The following is a 19,179-nucleotide window of genomic DNA, read 5'->3' as shown; positions in this document are numbered from 1 at the left end:
GAGCCGCTTTATAACAAGGGCTCTAAAAAGCTGTCAAGGAAGCCCTTCAGGCAAATACGTACTAATGCGTGCTAATTCTTTCCTTAGAATCCGACTCGCGTTTTTCATCCTTCGCGACTATCTCCGGAGCCACATCAGGCAAGGGCTCCGGCGCGTATTGCAGCGCAATTTGCAGGACCTCGTCAATCCATTTAACCGGTTTAATCTGTAGATCTTGCTTGATATTGTCGGGAATTTCCTTCAGATCGCGCACATTCTCTTCCGGAATGATCACAGTCTTGATCCCGCCACGGTGAGCGGCCAACAGTTTTTCTTTCAGGCCACCGATTGCCAGCACCTGACCACGCAAGGTGATTTCACCGGTCATGGCGACATCCGCGCGCACAGGGATACCGGTCAGTGCCGAAACCAGCGCCGTGCACATGCCCACACCGGCGCTAGGGCCGTCCTTTGGAGTCGCCCCTTCCGGCATATGGATGTGCGTGTCACGCTTCTCGTGGAAGTCCAGGGGGATCCCCAAGCTCTTCGCGCGGCTACGGACCACGGTCAAGGCAGCCGTGATCGATTCAACCATCACATCACCGAGCGAACCGGTCTTGATCAACTGGCCTTTGCCCGGTACGACGGCGGCCTCGATGGTCAGCAACTCGCCACCCACCTGAGTCCACGCCAATCCGGTGACCTGACCGATCTGGTCTTGCTGTTCAGCGAGGCCGTAGCGGAACTTACGCACGCCCAGGAAGTGTTCCAGCATGTCTGCGGTGACCTTCACCGAGAAGCGTTTTTCCAGTGCATGCTCTTTGACCGCCTTGCGGCAAACCTTGGCAATCTGCCGCTCCAGCCCCCGTACACCGGCTTCGCGGGTGTAGTAGCGGATGATGTCGCGGATCGCTTCGGAGTCGAATTCCAGCTCGCCTTTCTTAAGGCCATTGGCCGTAATCTGCTTGGGCGAAAGGTATTTGACCGCGATGTTGATCTTCTCGTCTTCGGTGTAGCCCGGCAGACGAATCACTTCCATCCTGTCCAGCAGCGCGGGCGGAATGTTCATCGAGTTCGAGGTGCACAGGAACATCACATCGGACAGGTCGTAATCGACTTCCAGATAGTGATCGTTGAAATTGTGGTTCTGCTCGGGATCGAGCACTTCCAGCAAAGCCGACGCCGGGTCGCCACGCATATCGCTGCCCATCTTGTCGATTTCATCGAGCAGGAACAGCGGGTTGCGAACGCCCACCTTTGTCATCTTTTGAATCAATCTTCCTGGCATCGAACCGATGTAGGTACGGCGATGACCACGAATTTCCGCCTCATCACGTACGCCGCCGAGGGCCATGCGCACGAATTTACGGTTGGTGGCGTGCGCAATCGACTCCGCCAGGGAGGTTTTGCCCACCCCAGGAGGACCCACCAGGCACAACACCGGGCCACGAATTTTTTTCACGCGCTTTTGAACGGCGAGATATTCGAGAATCCGTTCTTTGACTTCTTCCAGACCGTAGTGATCGGCGTCGAGAATGTCTTCGGCGCGCGCCAGATCCAGACGCACCTTGCTCTGAGCCTTCCACGGCACCTGAACCAGCCAGTCAATGTACGAGCGCACCACGGTCGCTTCCGCGGACATTGGCGACATTTGCTTGAGCTTGTTCAGTTCGGCCGTAGCCTTGGCCAGCGCGTCTTTTGGCAGGCCAGCGGCATCGATACGCTTTTTCAGCTCTTCGATTTCGTTGTGCCCCTCGTCGCTGTCGCCGAGCTCCTTCTGAATGGCTTTCATCTGTTCATTCAGGTAGTACTCGCGCTGACTGCGCTCCATTTGCTTTTTGACACGACCGCGAATGCGTTTTTCGACTTGCAGCAGATCGATCTCGGCGTCCAGCAGCGCCAGAACGTGCTCGACCCGGGCCGACAAATCGATGATTTCGAGAATTTCCTGCTTCTGCTCGATCTTCAGGGCCATGTGCGCGGCCATGGTGTCGACCAGGCGCCCGGGCTCGTCGATGCTGTTGAGCGACGAGAGGACCTCCGCCGGGACTTTCTTGCCCAGCTGCACATATTGTTCGAACTGCGACAGCAGGCTGCGCACGAACACTTCCGACTCGCGCGCAGGCGCGTCGACTTCGTCGATCAAGGAGACTTCGGCACGGCAATGGCCGTCCACTTCACTGAAACGCTCCACGGCGCCGCGTTGCTCGCCTTCGACCAGAACCTTGACCGTGCCGTCAGGCAGCTTCAGCAACTGCAGAACGGTGGCAATCGTACCTACGCGATAAAGCGCATCTTCGCCGGGATCGTCGTCAGCAGGGTTTCTCTGTGCCAGCAGAAGGATCTGCTTGTCGCCCGTCATCGCAGCCTCAAGGGCTTCGATGGATTTCTCGCGCCCCACGAACAGCGGGATAACCATGTGCGGATAAACCACGACATCACGCAATGGCAGGAGAGGCAATTCGATGGTTGTCTTCATGATTTCGCCTCTACGGCGGCCATAAGGCCGTAAACAGATGGAAGTAAGCTTGAAACCAAGATGGGGGCTGATCTGGAAAAAAACAAGCGGATAAAAGTACGACTTAAAAGATCGCTTCTTACGGCAGCAACTGTGGGGCTCGGATACAGCGAAAAAAACAGGCAGGCGGGCTGGCATGTCGCCTTCCCAGCGGCGCAGCGATCCGACAAGCCCACCGCCACAAAAGCAAAGGGGCCCGAAGGCCCCTTCTTTGTACCGGCTGCGTGACGCTTATGCGTCTGGCGCGGCCTTGGCAGCAGGCTCACTGTTTTCATAGATATACAGTGGCTTGGACTTGCCTTCTATAACGCTTTCATCGATCACTACTTTACTCACCTCGGACTGCGAGGGGATTTCATACATAGTGTCGAGCAATACACCTTCGAGAATCGAACGCAGGCCACGAGCGCCGGTTTTGCGTTCCAGTGCGCGTTTCGCAACCGATTTCAGTGCGTCAGCCCGGAATTCCAGGTCCACGCCTTCCATCTCGAACAACTTGGCGTACTGCTTGGTCAGAGCATTTTTCGGCTCGGTGAGGATCTGCATCAAAGCAGCTTCATCGAGCTCGTCCAGTGTGGCAAGAACCGGCAGACGACCGACGAATTCCGGGATCAGACCGAACTTGACCAGATCGTCAGGCTCGACTTCACGCAGGGATTCACCGACTTTCTTGCCTTCTTCCTTGCTGCGCACTTCCGCGTTGAAACCAATGCCGCCCTTGGTGGAACGGTTTTGAATAACCTTTTCCAGACCGGAAAATGCACCACCGCAGATGAACAGGATGTTACGGGTGTCGACCTGAAGGAATTCCTGCTGTGGGTGCTTGCGACCACCTTGAGGCGGAACGGAAGCGACTGTACCTTCGATCAACTTGAGCAGGGCCTGCTGCACGCCTTCACCGGAAACGTCCCGGGTAATCGACGGGTTGTCAGACTTGCGCGAAATCTTGTCGATTTCATCGATGTAGACAATGCCCATCTGGGCTTTTTCCACGTCGTAATCGCACTTCTGCAGCAGCTTCTGAATGATGTTCTCGACATCTTCACCCACATAACCCGCCTCGGTGAGGGTGGTTGCGTCGGCGATGGTGAACGGAACGTTCAGCAAGCGGGCCAGTGTTTCGGCAAGCAGGGTTTTACCCGAGCCTGTCGGGCCGATCAGCAGGATGTTGCTCTTGCCGAGTTCGACATCGTCATTCTTTTTGTCACGCTGGTTCAGGCGCTTGTAGTGGTTGTACACCGCTACGGCCAGAATTTTTTTCGCACGCTCCTGACCAATCACATACTGATCAAGGATGCCGCTGATTTCTTTAGGCGAAGGCAATTTATGCGCGCTGCTTTCGGCCTGGGCTTCCTGCACCTCCTCACGGATGATGTCATTGCACAGGTCGACGCACTCGTCGCAGATAAAGACCGAGGGGCCGGCAATCAATTTGCGCACTTCATGCTGGCTTTTGCCACAGAAGGAGCAATAGAGCAGCTTGCCGTTGTCCTCGCCGTTGCGGGTGTCAGTCATTCGTTCGATCCAAATCCGATAGGCTTGCAACACAAGATGAAGGCTATTGCGGGCTTTTTCAAGCCCGCAGGTGATCGGACCTGCCGACCAACCTTATTTTGAGCTGCTTATTTTAAGCAGGGCGCTGGCTGATCACTTCATCGATCAACCCGTATTCACGCGCGGCTTCCGCACTCATGAAATTGTCGCGGTTTGTGTCTCGCTCGATTTCTTCAAGAGTGCGACCACTATGCTTGGCCATCAGCGTGTTGAGACGCTCACGAATAAAGAGGATTTCCTTGGCATGGATTTCGATATCCGAAGCCTGGCCCTGGAAACCGCCCAATGGCTGGTGAATCATCACACGTGAGTTCGGCAGGCAGTAACGTTTGCCAAGGGCACCAGCCGTGAGAAGAAACGCGCCCATGCTGCACGCTTGGCCAATGCAGGTGGTCGACACGTTTGGCTTGATGAACTGCATGGTGTCATAGATCGACATGCCCGCCGTCACCGACCCCCCCGGGGAGTTGATATAGAGATGGATGTCCTTGTCCGGGTTTTCCGCTTCAAGGAACAGCAGTTGCGCACAGATCAGGTTGGCCATGTAGTCCTCTACCGGACCTACCAGAAAGATCACTCGCTCCTTGAGAAGACGCGAGTAGATGTCATAGGCGCGCTCGCCACGAGCAGACTGCTCGACAACCATAGGGACCAGGCCGCCTGCGGCCTGGATATCAGAGTTCTGCTGAATATACGAATTACGGAACATGCTCTGCAGTCACTCCCAAATAGTTATGTCTTGAATACGCATAAGCCAGCACGAAGGCTGGCTTATGGTGTGCACTTCTTACCGCAAAAACAATCAGTCGGCTTGTGGAGCTTCTACCGGCTTGACCGCTTCTTCGTAAGAGACCGATTTGTCGGTCACGCTAGCTTTCTGCAGAACAGTATCCACAACTTGTTCTTCCAGCACAACCGAACGGACTTCGTTCAGTTGCTGGTCGTTCTTGTAGTACCAGGACACAACCTGCTCAGGCTCTTGGTAAGCCGAAGCCATCTCCTGAATCATCTCGCGAACGCGGGCTTCGTCAGGCTTGAGGTCGAATTGCTTGACCACTTCAGCGACGATCAGGCCCAGTACTACGCGACGCTTGGCTTGTTCTTCGAACAGCTCGGCCGGCAGTTGATCAGGCTTGATGTTGCCGCCGAACTGCTGAACAGCCTGCACGCGCAGACGGTCAACTTCGTTGGACAACAGAGCCTTAGGCACTTCGATCGGGTTGGTGGCCAGCAGACCATCCATGACCTGATTCTTGACCTTGGACTTGATCGCCTGACGCAGCTCGCGCTCCATGTTCTTGCGAACTTCGGTGCGGAAGCCTTCCAGGCCGCTTTCCTTGATGCCGAATTGAGCGAAGAACTCTTCGGTCAGCTCTGGCAGTTTTGGCTCGGAAACGGTGTTTACGGTAACGGTGAACTCAGCGGTTTTGCCTGCCAGGTCCAGGTTCTGATAGTCCTCTGGGAAGGTCAGGTTCAGAACGCGCTCTTCGCCGGCCTTGGCGCCAACCAGGCCGTCCTCGAAACCAGGGATCATGCGACCGGAGCCCAGAACCAGCTGAGTGCCCTTGGCGGAGCCGCCAGCGAACACTTCACCGTCGACCTTGCCAACGAAATCGATGTTCAGTTGGTCTTCGTTTTGAGCAGCGCGATCGGCCACTTCGAAACGGGTGTTCTGCTTGCGCAGGATGTCCAGCATCTTGTCCAGATCGGCATCAGCCACGTCAGCGCTCAGACGCTCTACGGTGATACCTTCGAAACCGGCAACGGTGAACTCAGGGAACACTTCAAAAACAGCAACGTATTCCAGGTCCTTGCCAGCTTCGAGCGACTTAGGCTCGATCGAAGGCGAACCAGCCGGGTTCAGCTTCTGCTCAACCACAGCTTCATAGAAAGAGGACTGGATCACGTCGCCTACAGCTTCCTGGCGAGCTTCAGCGCCGAAACGACGCTTGATTTCGCTCATTGGCACTTTGCCTGGACGGAAGCCAGCAATCTTGGCCTTTTGGGCAGTCTGCTGCAGACGCTTGTTGACCTGAGTCTCGATGCGCTCAGCCGGCACGGTGATGCTCATGCGGCGCTCAAGAGCAGAAGTATTTTCAACAGAAACTTGCATGGATATTCCTCGTTGCACAGACGTTAGCCGGCCGTTTCCGACCCCAGAATCAAGGGCATGCATTCTAGTGGGTCAAACTCAAGAAGTCACCCTACTGAAAACGGGTAAAAAAGCAGCTGGCAATTTATAGGTGCGAATGCACGGATGCACCTCGCCCCGGTGGCAAATACAGCCAATCACGCCAGGGCTCTGCGCCAACCCTTCTATATATAGAAGAGGCAGCCAATCATCTCCCTGACAGCCGATCTTGCGAGCAAGGCCGGCGAGCAGCGCAGCATCATCGAGAAACATAAATACGACGAAACGCCCTGCCCCTGCGACCCAGAACCTGCAGCCGCTGAATACTCGAACCGCTGAAACAAAAAAGGCGCCAGACTTTTCAATCTGGCGCCTTTCGAAATATGGGGTGGACGATGGGGATCGAACCCACGACAACGGGAGTCACAATCCCGTGCTCTACCAACTGAGCTACGCCCACCATATTGCATGACAAAGAAGCCAAACAACTTCTTTAGTCAGCCCCAAACAAGCCAAGCGGCATGACTGAAGCTTTATTTGGTGCGGATGAAGAGACTCGAACTCTTACGCCTCGCGGCGCTGGAACCTAAATCCAGTGTGTCTACCAATTCCACCACATCCGCGGGTTGAAGCTGTTAAAGCAAAGGCGCCAGACTTTTAATCTGGCGCCTTTCGAAATATGGGGTGGACGATGGGGATCGAACCCACGACAACGGGAGTCACAATCCCGTGCTCTACCAACTGAGCTACGCCCACCATATCGCGCTACTTGTGCCAAAGCTGCCTAATGGCGCACCCGGCAGGACTCGAACCTGCGACCATCCGCTTAGAAGGCGGATGCTCTATCCAGCTGAGCTACGGGCGCCTTGTTAATCTGTAACCTTGGAGGACTACAAACTAAATGCTTTCCAGCCTCGCAGAACTTTGATTCCGCTCGACCTTCTTAACCAGTGCTAGGCTGTGCCCGACAAGTGCGACGAATAGTATAGAGCCCCCCGAGGGTCGTCAAATCCTTTTTAAAAAAAATTCATTTAATTAAAGGAGTTAGGGGAATTTGCAGACCAAGCGCCTTTGCCCTCACCTCATGACATGCGAGAATGCGCTCTCTTTTTTTCCCCTCTCGATGGTTAATCACGCGCAATGACTGCACAACTAATCGACGGCAAATCGATCGCCGCCAGCCTGCGCCAGCAGATCGCCCAACGGGTCAACGAGCGTCGCCAGCAAGGCCTGCGCACGCCCGGACTCGCGGTGATCCTGGTCGGCAGCGATCCTGCCTCTCAGGTTTATGTCTCGCACAAGCGTAAAGACTGTGAAGAGGTCGGCTTCCTCTCCCAAGCTTATGACCTGCCTTCCGAAACCACTCAAGAAGCGCTGACCGATCTGATCGATCGCCTCAATGACGATCCGGCAATTGACGGTGTTCTGCTTCAACTTCCTCTACCGGAACACCTGGACGCGTCCAAGTTGCTGGAGCGCATTCGTCCGGATAAAGACGTCGACGGCTTCCACCCGTATAACGTCGGTCGCCTGGCCCAGCGCATACCGCTGCTGCGTCCGTGCACCCCTAAAGGCATCATGACCTTGCTGGAAAGCACCGGTGCCGATCTGTACGGGATGAATGCCGTGATTGTCGGCGCTTCCAATATCGTGGGTCGCCCGATGGCGATGGAATTGTTGCTGGCCGGTTGCACCGTGACCGTCACCCACCGCTTCACCAAGGACCTGGCCGGCCACATTGGTCGCGCGGATCTGGTCGTGGTGGCCGCCGGCAAGCCGGGCCTGGTCAAGGGTGAATGGATCAAGGAAGGCGCGATCGTGATCGACGTCGGCATCAACCGTCAGGAGGACGGCAAGCTGGTCGGCGATGTGGTTTACGAAACCGCCCTGCCCCGCGCTGGCTGGATCACTCCAGTGCCCGGCGGCGTCGGTCCGATGACTCGCGCATGCCTGCTGGAAAACACACTGTACGCGGCTGAAACCCTGCACAGCTGAGTCCCGTTTTCGGCGCAGACAACAACTCAAGGAACCCCGCCCATGGCGGGGTTCTTTTTGCCCGCGAATAAAGGCCGACCACCTGCCGGAAAATGACATTTTTTTCATGTTTCAAAGGACTTTAACCACTTCCCGGAACAACCATCGACAGTTATTCAGCCATACTCCAGAATGTCGCGTTTTTTACGAAATAGCCCGTTACAAAACGGCTTATCAACATTTTATGAGTCTGCCAGCGTGAAAATCCGTCTTTCCATCCTGAGCCTATTTTTTGCAGTTACAGGGACTTTCATCACGCCAATCGCCAGCGCTGGCGAAACCACCGCCGCGCCTCGAGACACCTCTCACCTGAAGATCGCTTCCGGCAGCGCATTGCTGGTCGACTTGCAGTCCAACAAAGTCATTTACGCCAGCAATCCCGACGTCGTTGTCCCCATCGCTTCGGTGAGCAAACTGATGACCGGCCTGGTGGTCGTCGAAGCCCGGCAGAACATGGACGAATACATCAACATCAACATCAGCAACACGCCGGAAATGAAAGGCGTGTTCTCCCGGGTCAAGCTCAACAGCGAGATGCCGCGCCGGGAGATGCTGCTGATCGCCTTGATGTCTTCGGAAAACCGTGCCGCCGCGAGCCTGGCGCACCATTATCCGGGTGGCTACGCGGCGTTCATCGCCGCCATGAACGCCAAGGCCAAGGCACTGGGCATGACCAATACCCATTTCGTCGAGCCGACCGGCCTCTCGCCACGCAACGTGTCCACAGCCCGCGACCTGAGCAAACTGCTGGTCGCCGCTCACAAGTACCCGCTGCTGACACAACTGAGCACCACCAAGGAAAAAACCGTGTCGTTCCGCAAACCCAACTACAGCCTGGGTTTCCGCAACACCGATCATCTGGTGGGCAAGCCGAACTGGAACATCGAACTGACGAAAACCGGTTTCACCAACGAAGCGGGTCACTGCCTGGTATTGGTGACCCATATGGCTAACCGCCCGGTAGCACTGGTGATCCTCGATGCCTATGGCAAGTACACACACTTTGCCGACGCCACTCGCATCCGCAATTGGGTCGAAACCGGCCACAGCGCAGACGTACCCTCTGTGGCCCTGCAATACAAATCCGAAAAGAACCTCAAGCATCGCCAAAGCGGCGTGGTTGAAGCGTCGAAATAACTGCACGACAGTCGAAAGCAAAAGCCCCGATCATTCGGGGCTTTTGCTTTCTGCCTTAATCATTGGGCAGCGGCATCTGGTCATCATCCGGAATCCCGTCGCCGGTACTCGGGTCTCTCCAGGGTTTCGGATGTTCGGTGGATACCACGGTTGGCCGAGCCAGAGGATCCCTCATCGGGCTATCCGGATCCATCACCGGATCCACGTCTTGCTCCGGGGTTGTCGGGACGTTTTCCGGACGTTTATCGTCAAAGCTCGAATCAGTAGACATACGCACCTCCAATGAGACCTGGCAATGAGACCTAGGGTTTCAGATCACCGAGTGGATCGTAAGGCTTTGCCGGAGCCTTGGGATTGTCGCCCGGCTTTACATCCCGTGGCGCCTTTGCCGGACCGATGGGATCGACCTGAGGGTCGGCGAGATCCGGAGAGTCGGGGTCGAACCCCAACTCGTCGCCGGATGAATGCTCAGACGAGTGCGGACCGGCGGGAGTATTGAAATGAGCCATGAACGCCTCCTGGTCGTGGCCCGAGAAACTCGGGCCTCAATCATCAGAGGCTGGCAATGCGCAGTGGTGCCATGGGGGTGACGAACGGGCTTACTGTGCGCCCAACGCTTTTTTCGCCCTGGCGGCCGCTTGCTCCTGGCCGGCCTGAGCGAGATCGCTCGCAGCCTTTAACCAGCGCTGCCGATCGACGCTGGCCGGAACCTGTGTCGGCGCCTGAATCAAAACCGCCCAGCCACCGGCATCCTTGAAAGACGACTCAAACGAACTGAAACTCATCATCGTCCTCTGACTCATGCCGGCGCGCAGCAGCACCGTCTGTTTCTGGCGGTTGTACCCGGCGAGAATGGCATAACGCGGCTCGGCCCACAGCGCAGAACCTTCAGTGAAGCGCACCATGACCGGATATCCGGCAGCGACCTGAGTCAGCAAGGCAGGCAGATTGCTGTCAAGGGGATAAACCATCATCCCGTATTCACGGGCGAGGTTTTGCATGTTCTGTTGCAATTGCGCTTCGGCACCCGGCAAACGCAACGGCTTTTCGAGCAAGCCCGGGGTAATCACAACGCCCTGCTGGGACAGCATGCTCGCCAACACTTGCGGCCCGCTTTGATTGGCTACGCCCTTATAGAACCGGCCGCCGAGCTCGACGCGCTCCGGCAGACGCTTGATCTCAGGCGCGACACTGCCCGCGCAACCTGCCAAACCAGCCACGCACCCCACAATCAGTGCCGCCGATAGAATTCGAGAAATTACCCGCACCATCATCACTCTCTTCGTTCAGACGCCAGGCAATCGCACTCCCGGCTTGGCCGTCGATCATAGGATGCCTCGCGACAGCGGTATAGCCTTAACCGGTAGTTGATTGCATTCGATAGAGCGAACTGGTTGATCCGGGTCGACCTTTGGTCAATAGCCTGCAACACCGCAGCGTCTAGACTGTCACTTGCAAGTCGTGTGTGCCCGCCGCAGGGCAAAGAGGAGGCATCGATGAGCCTGACAATGACAATCGTGATGTTGATTTCCGGCTGGCTGGCCGTTGCCACCGCCATGCTATGGGGCGTTCTGCGCATTACTCGTCGGCACCATCACCACCCTGCTCAACCCGCGCCCCTGGTGAACGCCGAAAAACCGGCCACGCGCCACGCCACTGCCCATTAACCAAAGCGTTGGGGCCCTACAAAAAAAACGGCCGCCTGGACTCTTTCGAGTGCAGGCGGCCGTTTCGTTCAGCGCCAATCAAGCTTCCGCGGAGACCCGCTTCTGCCGGGCGCGGCGTGACATCATGTTCAACACCTCGATCGCAGCCGAGAACGCCATGGCAGCGTAGACGTAGCCTTTCGGTACGTGGGCGCCGAAGCCTTCGGCGATCAGCGTCATGCCGATCATGATCAGGAAGCCCAGGGCCAGCATCACCACCGTCGGGTTGTCGTTGATGAACTTGGCCAGGGGATCAGCCGCCAGCAACATCACCAGCACCGACACCACCACCGCGATGATCATGATCGGCAAATGTTCGGTCATGCCGACAGCGGTAATGATGCTGTCGATGGAGAACACCATGTCCAGCATCAGAATCTGACCAATCGCCGCGGCAAAGCCCAGGGTCACGGTCGAGGTGGCCGACGTCGGATCTTCCGGAGCCGGGTCCATGCTGTGATGGATCTCGGTGGTAGCTTTCCACAACAGGAACAGGCCACCGGCAATCAGGATCATGTCTTTCCAGGAGAAGGCCTGGCCAAACACTTCAATCACAGGCGCCGTCAACTGGACGATGAACGCAATGGTGCTCAGCAAGCCCAGTCGCAGAATCAGCGCCATGCCGATACCGATGCGCCGTGCTTTCTGTCGATGTTGCTCAGGCAGCTTGTTGGTCAGGATCGAGATAAAGATCAGGTTATCGATGCCAAGCACGATTTCCATCACCACCAGGGTGGCCAGGGCAACCCACGCGGTGGGGCTGGCAGCTAGTTGTAAAAGGTATTCCATGGGTCAGTCCTGACTCGCTGTAAGACGGTTTAGATTTCCTGGGAGGAAGATTCGGTTTTTTCCGCGTCTTTTTCCGTTGATTCTTTTTTGCTGATCAACCCGCCAGTGGCATCGCTCAGCGCTTGTTCGGCGGCTTTATGGGTGTCGTCGATGGCCTGTTTGGCGCTTTCGGCGGCTTTGCCCATCAGTTGCTGGGCATTTTTTTCGGCCTGGTCACAGCCGGCCAGTACCAGTAAAGACGTGATCAGCAATGCCGTGGTCTTAAGCTTCATGTTGCCTCCTTCAATAGAACAAACGGCGCCGAGACGATGGCCCGTTGATAGCGACGCATTCTAGGGAGATGAACACTTCAGGAAAATTCGTATTTTCAGCGTATATACTTCGGTTTTTACGAACTGTAGATTCTCATGCTCAACTATCGACAACTGCATTACTTCTGGGTCGTGGCCAAGACCGGCAGCATCGTGCGCGCCTGCGAGCAACTGAACCTGACGCCCCAGACCATCAGCGGGCAGATCTCCCTGCTGGAACAAACCTACGGCATCGAGTTGTTTCGCAGGGTCGGTCGGCAACTGGAGCTGACCGAGGCTGGCCGGCAAACCCTGCCCTACGCTGAACAGATGTTTCAGCTGGGTGGCGAATTGGAGTTAATGCTGCGGGCGCAGCCCAACGAGCAACAGATTCTGTTCCGGGTCGGCGTGGCCGACGTGGTGCCCAAATCCATCGTCTACCGCCTGATCGCGCCCACCATGGAATTGAGCGACCCCCTGCGCATCAGCTGTCGCGAAGACAAGCTGGAGCGCCTGCTCGCCGACTTGGCGATCCAGCGCCTGGATCTGGTGATCTCCGACAGCCCGATGCCGTCGCACCTGGACATTAAAGGCTACAGCCAGAAACTCGGTGAATGCGGGATCAGTTTTTTCGCGACCGCTGAGCTGGCAGCGCTCTACGGTGGGGATTTCCCCCGCAGCCTCAATGGCGCTCCGCTGCTGATTCCAGGGCCGGAAACCGTGGTGCGCAGCCGCTTGCAACGCTGGTTCGCCGAACAACAGATCCAACCGCGCATCGTTGGCGAATTCGACGACAGCGCCTTGATGCAAGCCTTCGGACAGTCCGGTAGCGGGATTTTCATCGGCCCGAGCGTGATCGCCGATGAAGTGCGGCGCCAATACGCCGTGGAGGTGATTGGCCAGACCGACGCGGTGAGCGAGTCGTTCTATGCCATTTCGGTGGAACGCAAGGTCAAGCACCCCGGCATTGTCGCCATTACCGAAGGTGCCCGCCGCGAGTTGTTTACCGAACTGTGAAGCCTTAGGCGAAGACTTCGCGGGGTTTGAAAGTCATCAGCGCGAGAGCCAACAGGATCGACGCCAAGATAAAAGCGGCAGCCGCAAAACCCAGGCCTTGCAGGCCGACGCTATCGATCACCCGGCCGCCAATCATGGCGCCCAGGCCAATCCCCAGGTTGGCCCCGGCGATGTTCAGCGAGGCGGCAAAGGCTGGCGCCTCGGGTGCGGCTTTCATCAAACGCACATGGCTGACCAGAAACAGCGCTGCCTGAGTGATGCCCCAGATACCCATCGCCGCCGCCAGACCGAAAGGCGAATGGATGTTCGGCACCAGCGCCACCAGCCCGGCAATCATGAACGCGCAAAACATCATCGACGCGATCAGCGGATGCCGATCCACCGCACGGCCCCCCAGTGAGTTACCGATCAACCCGACCGCGCCAAAGCCCATCAGACACCAGCCAACCACCGTGCCATCGAAACCGGCCAAACGCTCGAGGATGTCCGCCAGATAGGTGTAAGCGGTGAACATGCCGCTGAACACAATGATCGACAGCAGCACGTGGCCGACCATCACTGGGCTGCGCAGAATCTTGAAATGTGAACGGAAACTGACCTGATGCTGATGCAGACTGGTTTTCGGCAGATAGATAAACAGCAGCAGCGCCTTGGCAAACGCGATGACCGCGAGGATGCCGAAAGCACTGCGCCAGCCAAATGCATCGGAGATCAGGGTGCCCACCGGAATACCGAACACGGTGGCGCAGACAATGCCGAAGCCGATTTTGGCGATGGCGCGTCCGGCGTAATCCGGCCCGACAATGTCCACGGCCGTCTCACTGGCCAGCGCCCAGAACACCGGTAAGCCCAACGCCGGAATCAAGCGAGCAACCGCCATGACCCAGATATTGGGCGCCAACGCCGCGAGGGTGTTGGCCAGGCCGAACATGATCAGCACGCTGATGAACAGCTTGCGGCGCTCGAATCGGGCGAAATACGCGGTGAGAAATGGCCCGAAGGCGGCAACGGTGAAAGCGAACAGGGTCACCAGCAAGCCCGCTTGCGGGATGCTGACCTCGAGGTCGCGGGCGATGGCCGGCAGCAGGCCGACAATGATGAACTCCGTGGTCAGCACCGTGAAACCGGCGGCGGACAACAGAAGGATGGGCAACAACCGCATGCAAAACTCCAAAAAAACGACAACACCAGCGATAGCCCGAAGGCCCACTGGCAGACATGAAAAAGAGGATGGCGAATCTTAACAGAGTGTTTCCGGATGCGGTTGCACGAACCTGCAAATCGCGTTGAACGCCAGGGCGTCAGTTCGTCACAGGCCTGAAGGATCGGTCCTGCGCTGTGATAAAGTCCGCGCCCTGAAAAACGTACACCCTGTGGTCGATGCTGTTCATTCAAGTGACAAAACCTGTGGGAGCGAGCCTGCTCGCGAAGGCGGAGCGTCAGCAAACACTAATGTTGACTGTTCCACCGTCATCGCGAGCAGGCTCGCTCCCACAAGGTTTCTACACGTTGAATGACATTACACCCCCGCGTTTCTCCTTACGGTTTCCTGCCTGCGGCCTGCCCGGCTTGTTGCTGCAAACCCGCGAAACCATGCACTTAAAAAAAATCAGAGATGCCGTTTTATGACCGCTTCATCCCCTTCTCTATGGCAACACCTCAAACGCACCAGCCTGGTCACGCAAATCATCATCGGCTTGATCGCCGGGATTGCCCTGGCCCTGTTCGCGCCGGAAGCGGCAAAGTCCACGGCGTTTATCGGCAAGGTCTTCGTCAGCGCGCTGAAAGCAGTCGCGCCGATTCTGGTGTTCGTGCTGGTCATGGCGTCCATCGCCAACCACAAGCACGGCCAGGAAACCCATATCCGGCCGATTCTGTTCTTGTATCTGCTGGGCACCTTCGCCGCCGCCGTGGTCGCGGTAGTGGCGAGCATGATGTTCCCCTCCAGCCTGGTGCTATCGACCCATGACGTCGCGGTGACCGCGCCCGGTGGTATCGGCGAGGTCCTGCAAAGCCTGTTGCTGAGCGTGGTCGACAACCCGATCAGCGCACTGATGAACGCCAACTTCATCGGCATTCTGGCCTGGGCCATCGGCATGGGCGTCGCCATTCGCCACGCCGGCGACACCACCCGCGAAGTGCTGGGCGACCTGTCCAACGGCGTCACCGTGATCGTGCGAGTGGTGATTCGCTTCGCACCGCTGGGGATCTTCGGCCTGGTGGCCTCGACCCTGGCCACCTCCGGTTTCGGTGCCCTGATCGGGTACGCACATCTGCTGGCCGTGTTGCTCGGCTGCATGCTGTTCGTGGCGCTGGTGATGAACCCCGCCATCGTGTTCTGGAAACTGCGTCGCAATCCGTATCCACTGGTGTTTATGTGCCTGCGTGAAAGCGGCATCACTGCCTTCTTCACCCGCAGCTCGGCCGCGAACATTCCGGTCAACCTGGAACTGAGCAAGCGCCTGGGCCTGCACGAAGACACCTACTCGGTGTCGATCCCGCTCGGCGCCACCATCAACATGGCCGGTGCGGCCATCACCATTACCGTACTGGCGCTGGCGGCGGTGCATACCCTGAACATTGCCGTGGACGTCCCGACCGCCATCCTGCTCAGCGTTGTCGCGGCGATCTGCGCGTGTGGCGCCTCGGGCGTGGCCGGTGGCTCCTTGCTGTTGATTCCACTGGCGTGCAGCTTGTTCGGCATTCCGAGTGAAATCGCGATGCAGGTGGTAGCGGTCGGTTTCATCATCGGCGTATTGCAGGACTCGGCGGAGACGGCTTTGAATTCATCCACTGATGTGCTGTTCACGGCGGCGGCTTGCCTGGGTGAAGAGGCAAAGGCAGAACGCCTGGCCTAACCCAAATCCCCTATGGGAGCGAGCTTCCTCGCGATGGCGGCGTCACATTCAATATCAATGTTGACTGACCCACCGCTATCGCGAGCAAGCTCGCTCCCACAGGGTTCGTGGTGTAGCGAGTACTTGCGCGCACATGAAAAAGCCCCCGCAACCCAAGGCTGCGGGGGCTTTTTTGTATCTGGACGGTTTAGAACGCGCCCATGTAGTCGCGCTTGCCCACTTCCACGCCGTTATGACGCAACAAGGCGTAAGCGGTGGTGACGTGGAAGAAGAACTGCGGCAAGCCATAGCTCAGCAGGTATGCCTGGCCACTGAAGCGCTTCTCTTTAGGGGTGCCTGGACGCGTGACGATTTCGATGCCTTCCTTGCCGTTGATCTGCTCCGGCTTGATCTCGCCGATGTAAGCCAGAACCTTGGTCAGCAGCGCTTGCAGTTCGGCGAAGGTGGTTTCGGTGTCTTCGTATTTCGGAACTTCAACTTCGGCCAGACGCGAAGAAACGCCCTTGGCGAAGTCAACGGCGATCTGCACCTGACGCACCAGCGGGAACATGTCCGGGTACAGGCGCGCTTGCAGGAATGCATTCGGGTCGATGTTCTTTTCAGTCGCGTGGGCTTCGGCCTTCTTCAGCACGTCACTCAAAGCGTTGAGCATTTGTTTGAAAACAGGAACGGAAGCGTCGTACAGGGAAATGGTCATGGCAGTCTCGTGTGATGACGGAGAGAAACGTGCGCCGATTATAGCCATGACCGCCCGCTCAGCGGCTTGTCTTTTGTTGCGTCACGATCGGCAACTCGCCTTGCCGATCAGTGGCAATCGCCGCCCATGCGGACCAACAGCGCCGAGCGGCCCGGTTTCAGATACGCATCGACTTCTCCGACCTTGCACGATGCCAGGTTTTGCAATTGTGGATTCAGTGGCTCCGGCACGAATAGCAGCCCTGGTGGCCGGTCGGCCCCTTGCAACTGATCAATCGTCAGCGGCGCAACCGGTCTGCCCATGTAGTAGACCAGGCGGATATCCGGCTCACCGATTGTGTAGGCCTTCTGGCCCGGTTGCCCTGCCGCCAGCGTGGCGACCTGCTCAAGGCCACCGACGCGGTGAGACAGCACCCGCGCCTCGACGAACGCATAAAACACCACGAACCCGGCCAGCATCACGCAGGGAACCGTGACCAGGCAGGCACGCCAGCGACCCTTCGCGTCTTCGAGCACGGCCGTCCAGTGCATGGCCAGCAGCAGCGCCATGGACGGGTAAACCGGCAGCAAATACTTGCCGTGTTTTTCGGTGAAAAAAGAGAACACCAGCAGTGGCAGCAGACTGCAACACAGCAACATGGCCGCCTCGCGGCGCGAACGGATCATTGCCCAGAACTTTCGCGGCTGCACGAAGACAATCAGCCAGAACGGGAAGAAGTCACCGGCCAGGTACAACAGATAGGCGTACCAGGCTTCGGCGCCTTGCCCGTCGATCTTCTTCACGATGTCTTCGCTGATGATCGACGCCCAGACACCCCAACCCTGATTGATGGACACGGCCAGATACCAGGAACCGCCCAGAACCACTGCAAGGAGCCAGCCCCAACCGTCACACAGATAGGCTTTGGCCCGGGCATCGCGATAGATCAAGGCATAAGCCAGAATCGGCGCCGTCACCCACAGAAGGCACACCGGCCCCTTGGTCAACAACGCGCAGCCTATGAGAACGTAGCTGAGTCGACTCCAAACGGCCCGGCCCTGCTGGAATATGAATTGCCAGGCTGCCAGCAGCGCGCCGAAACACAGCAGGGTCAGCAGCATCTCGATTTCAGAGCGGCGGGCGAACAGGCTGAATGCCCCGTTCGCGGCCAGGAACACCACCGCAAACAGCCCCACCTGGCGCCCCGCCTGCCTGAGCCCGTACAGATAAGTGCCGACACAGCACAAGGTCGCGGCCAGCGCCGAAGGCAGGCGCATGCTCCACTCGGACAAGCTGCCCAGCACGGCGGTTGAAACGAGACCGACCCAATAGAAAAACGGCGGCTTGGACAGGTACAGATCGCCGTTCATATAAGGCAGCAACCAACTCCCCGCTTCGCGCATTTCGCGGACGGTGACCGCGCGCCGGGCTTCGTTGACACTCAAAAACGGTACGCTGCCCAGGCCCCAGAAAAACAGCAGCGCAATGGCTATGGCCGCAAGCAAGGCGATATTGCGGTTCGACAAACGCGACAGACTCAGCCCCATCCAGGTTACTCCGCAGCAGTTACTTGAGCGTTTTTGGTCTTGCTGAAGCGATAGAAAAGGTTGGACTCGCTGACGACGTAGAGGTCGCCATCGGCGTCCATTGTCATACCCTCGCCTTGCGGCACCGAATGCTTAAGATCGCCCGCCTGGCTGCGCAGGGAGAGAATGCTGACGAAGTTCCCCTCGCCGTCCAGCTCGGTGATATTGGCGGACTCATCACTAAGCAACAAAAGGTGCCCGCTCTTCGGATCGAAGTAGCCCTCGGAGAGGTCTCGACTGAAGACACTGCGGTTGACCCAGGACGTCAGGTCCTTGATGCGGATCTGTAGAGGGCCGCCCATTGAAGCGAGCATGCCTGTCACCGAATACAGCTGCCGCGGATCACGCTCCTTGATGGCGAAGACACGATCATTGGCCCGGTCGTACGCCACCCCCTCAAACCCTTTGTTGTGTGGGCTCAGGTTGACGCCGATGGCGACAAATTGTGCTTGTTCGACATGGATCGGCGCAGGGGTGTCGGGCAAGGTGACGATGTCCAGTTGCTGCAATCTTTCATCGGCGATCACCACCCGTCCACCGCCAATGTAAGCGATGCCTTCGGTGTCTTCGAAGCCGATCAGCGGGTAGCGCCCGAGCAAGTCGCCGTCGCGGCTCAACACCACGATTCCCATGGGCTCGCCATTGGTGATTCCCAGCAGGCGATCACGATCGTAATCGTAAGCGATGCCGGACAGATTGGTGACACCCTCCACAGGTTTGGCCTGGATCACCGCCTTATAGTCAGGCAGCCAGATATTTTTGTCCGGTGCCTGATTGCCGTACCACTGGTTGTGCCAGTGTCCGTACAACTGCGAGAACCAGGCATCACGCACTCCTGTAGTGATAACCAGTGCCAACGCGACAACGACAACCAACAGCCCCGCTTTCCTTGCCTTGCTCATTA

The 19,179-nt window shown here is 57.6% G+C and carries 17 protein-coding genes, 4 tRNA genes and 1 pseudogene; 5 read left to right on the top strand and 17 right to left on the bottom strand.

From position 1 onward, the window contains the following. Window positions 1-61: 61 nt before the first annotated feature. The 8 genes from lon to GQ39_RS04130 all read right to left on the bottom strand — a co-directional run bounded on the left by lon (window position 62) and on the right by GQ39_RS04130 (window position 7,047). A complete protein-coding gene (gene lon / locus GQ39_RS04170; RefSeq protein WP_047527532.1) occupies window positions 62-2,458 on the bottom strand; it encodes an endopeptidase La in 2,397 nt (798 codons plus the stop codon). A gap of 270 nt (window positions 2,459-2,728) precedes the next feature. Beyond that, window positions 2,729-4,012 carry an ATP-dependent Clp protease ATP-binding subunit ClpX gene (clpX, locus tag GQ39_RS04160; RefSeq protein ID WP_047527529.1) on the bottom strand — a complete coding sequence of 428 codons (1,284 nt, stop codon included), beginning with the start codon at window positions 4,010-4,012 and terminating at the stop codon, window positions 2,729-2,731. Between the two features lie 112 nt (window positions 4,013-4,124). Next, the gene (gene clpP / locus GQ39_RS04155) at window positions 4,125-4,760 is read right to left on the bottom strand and encodes an ATP-dependent Clp endopeptidase proteolytic subunit ClpP (RefSeq protein WP_047527527.1); all 636 of its coding nucleotides are present in this window, start codon (window positions 4,758-4,760) and stop codon (window positions 4,125-4,127) included. A gap of 93 nt (window positions 4,761-4,853) precedes the next feature. After that, window positions 4,854-6,164 carry a trigger factor gene (gene tig / locus GQ39_RS04150; protein WP_047527526.1) on the bottom strand — a complete coding sequence of 437 codons (1,311 nt, stop codon included), beginning with the start codon at window positions 6,162-6,164 and terminating at the stop codon, window positions 4,854-4,856. Window positions 6,165-6,566: 402 nt separating this feature from the next. Then, window positions 6,567-6,642: transfer RNA gene (locus GQ39_RS04145), tRNA-His, on the bottom strand. Window positions 6,643-6,720: 78 nt separating this feature from the next. Next, window positions 6,721-6,805: transfer RNA gene (locus GQ39_RS04140), tRNA-Leu, on the bottom strand. Between the two features lie 57 nt (window positions 6,806-6,862). Next, window positions 6,863-6,938: transfer RNA gene (locus GQ39_RS04135), tRNA-His, on the bottom strand. A gap of 32 nt (window positions 6,939-6,970) precedes the next feature. Continuing rightward, window positions 6,971-7,047: transfer RNA gene (locus tag GQ39_RS04130), tRNA-Arg, on the bottom strand. A gap of 275 nt (window positions 7,048-7,322) precedes the next feature. Between GQ39_RS04130 and folD the strand changes: the two genes are divergently transcribed. Beyond that, window positions 7,323-8,177 (top strand): bifunctional methylenetetrahydrofolate dehydrogenase/methenyltetrahydrofolate cyclohydrolase FolD, encoded by an 855-nt coding sequence (gene folD, locus GQ39_RS04125; protein WP_047527525.1) that lies wholly within the window; start codon window positions 7,323-7,325, stop codon window positions 8,175-8,177. Between the two features lie 237 nt (window positions 8,178-8,414). Next, entirely contained in the window at window positions 8,415-9,353 is a 939-nt protein-coding gene (pbpG, locus tag GQ39_RS04120; RefSeq protein ID WP_047527524.1) for a D-alanyl-D-alanine endopeptidase, read from the top strand. Window positions 9,354-9,408: 55 nt separating this feature from the next. On the opposite strand, the gene GQ39_RS04115 is transcribed toward pbpG, so the two are convergent. From GQ39_RS04115 to GQ39_RS04105, 3 genes and pseudogenes are all read right to left on the bottom strand, one after another. Then, window positions 9,409-9,624 carry a hypothetical protein gene (locus GQ39_RS04115; RefSeq protein WP_047527523.1) on the bottom strand — a complete coding sequence of 72 codons (216 nt, stop codon included), beginning with the start codon at window positions 9,622-9,624 and terminating at the stop codon, window positions 9,409-9,411. A 31-nt stretch (window positions 9,625-9,655) separates the two neighbouring features. Next, complete coding sequence (locus tag GQ39_RS04110) at window positions 9,656-9,862, bottom strand: DUF6021 family protein (protein ID WP_047527521.1); 207 nt, start codon at window positions 9,860-9,862, stop codon at window positions 9,656-9,658. A gap of 90 nt (window positions 9,863-9,952) precedes the next feature. Then, a pseudogene (locus GQ39_RS04105) lies at window positions 9,953-10,682 on the bottom strand (peptidase C39 family protein). Between the two features lie 167 nt (window positions 10,683-10,849). Here GQ39_RS04105 and GQ39_RS32940 point away from each other — a divergent pair. Next, window positions 10,850-11,020, top strand: a complete 171-nt coding sequence (locus GQ39_RS32940; RefSeq protein WP_177329319.1) for a hypothetical protein — start codon at window positions 10,850-10,852, stop codon at window positions 11,018-11,020. A gap of 78 nt (window positions 11,021-11,098) precedes the next feature. Here GQ39_RS32940 and GQ39_RS04100 read toward each other — a convergent pair whose 3' ends face one another. Further along, window positions 11,099-11,848: a TerC family protein gene (locus tag GQ39_RS04100; protein WP_047527520.1), complete on the bottom strand. Its 750-nt coding sequence runs from the start codon at window positions 11,846-11,848 to the stop codon at window positions 11,099-11,101. Between the two features lie 29 nt (window positions 11,849-11,877). Continuing rightward, window positions 11,878-12,120, bottom strand: a complete 243-nt coding sequence (locus GQ39_RS04095; RefSeq protein WP_047527518.1) for a hypothetical protein — start codon at window positions 12,118-12,120, stop codon at window positions 11,878-11,880. A 135-nt stretch (window positions 12,121-12,255) separates the two neighbouring features. Here GQ39_RS04095 and nhaR point away from each other — a divergent pair, with 135 nt between their 5' ends. Continuing rightward, entirely contained in the window at window positions 12,256-13,155 is a 900-nt protein-coding gene (gene nhaR, locus GQ39_RS04090) for a transcriptional activator NhaR (RefSeq protein WP_047527516.1), read from the top strand. A gap of 4 nt (window positions 13,156-13,159) precedes the next feature. On the opposite strand, the gene GQ39_RS04085 is transcribed toward nhaR, so the two are convergent. Next, the gene (locus GQ39_RS04085; RefSeq protein ID WP_047527515.1) at window positions 13,160-14,317 is read right to left on the bottom strand and encodes an MFS transporter; all 1,158 of its coding nucleotides are present in this window, start codon (window positions 14,315-14,317) and stop codon (window positions 13,160-13,162) included. A 463-nt stretch (window positions 14,318-14,780) separates the two neighbouring features. Between GQ39_RS04085 and sstT the strand changes: the two genes are divergently transcribed. Beyond that, window positions 14,781-16,013 (top strand): serine/threonine transporter SstT, encoded by a 1,233-nt coding sequence (gene sstT, locus GQ39_RS04080; RefSeq protein ID WP_047527513.1) that lies wholly within the window; start codon window positions 14,781-14,783, stop codon window positions 16,011-16,013. Window positions 16,014-16,200: 187 nt separating this feature from the next. Here sstT and GQ39_RS04075 read toward each other — a convergent pair whose 3' ends face one another. The 3 genes from GQ39_RS04075 to GQ39_RS04065 all read right to left on the bottom strand — a co-directional run bounded on the left by GQ39_RS04075 (window position 16,201) and on the right by GQ39_RS04065 (window position 19,177). Beyond that, window positions 16,201-16,710, bottom strand: coding sequence for a DUF1993 domain-containing protein (locus GQ39_RS04075; protein ID WP_047527511.1), 510 nt, complete (start codon window positions 16,708-16,710; stop codon window positions 16,201-16,203). Window positions 16,711-16,817: 107 nt separating this feature from the next. Beyond that, entirely contained in the window at window positions 16,818-18,236 is a 1,419-nt protein-coding gene (locus GQ39_RS04070; RefSeq protein ID WP_047527510.1) for an ArnT family glycosyltransferase, read from the bottom strand. Window positions 18,237-18,241: 5 nt separating this feature from the next. Then, window positions 18,242-19,177 (bottom strand): SdiA-regulated domain-containing protein, encoded by a 936-nt coding sequence (locus tag GQ39_RS04065; RefSeq protein ID WP_047527508.1) that lies wholly within the window; start codon window positions 19,175-19,177, stop codon window positions 18,242-18,244. Window positions 19,178-19,179 lie beyond the last annotated feature (2 nt).

The organism is Pseudomonas sp. 11/12A (genome assembly GCF_000800055.1).
GTDB lineage: Bacteria > Pseudomonadota > Gammaproteobacteria > Pseudomonadales > Pseudomonadaceae > Aquipseudomonas > Aquipseudomonas mohnii.
The sequence above is the reverse complement of the archived record's forward strand: the minus strand, read 5'-3'. Positions and strand labels throughout refer to the sequence as shown.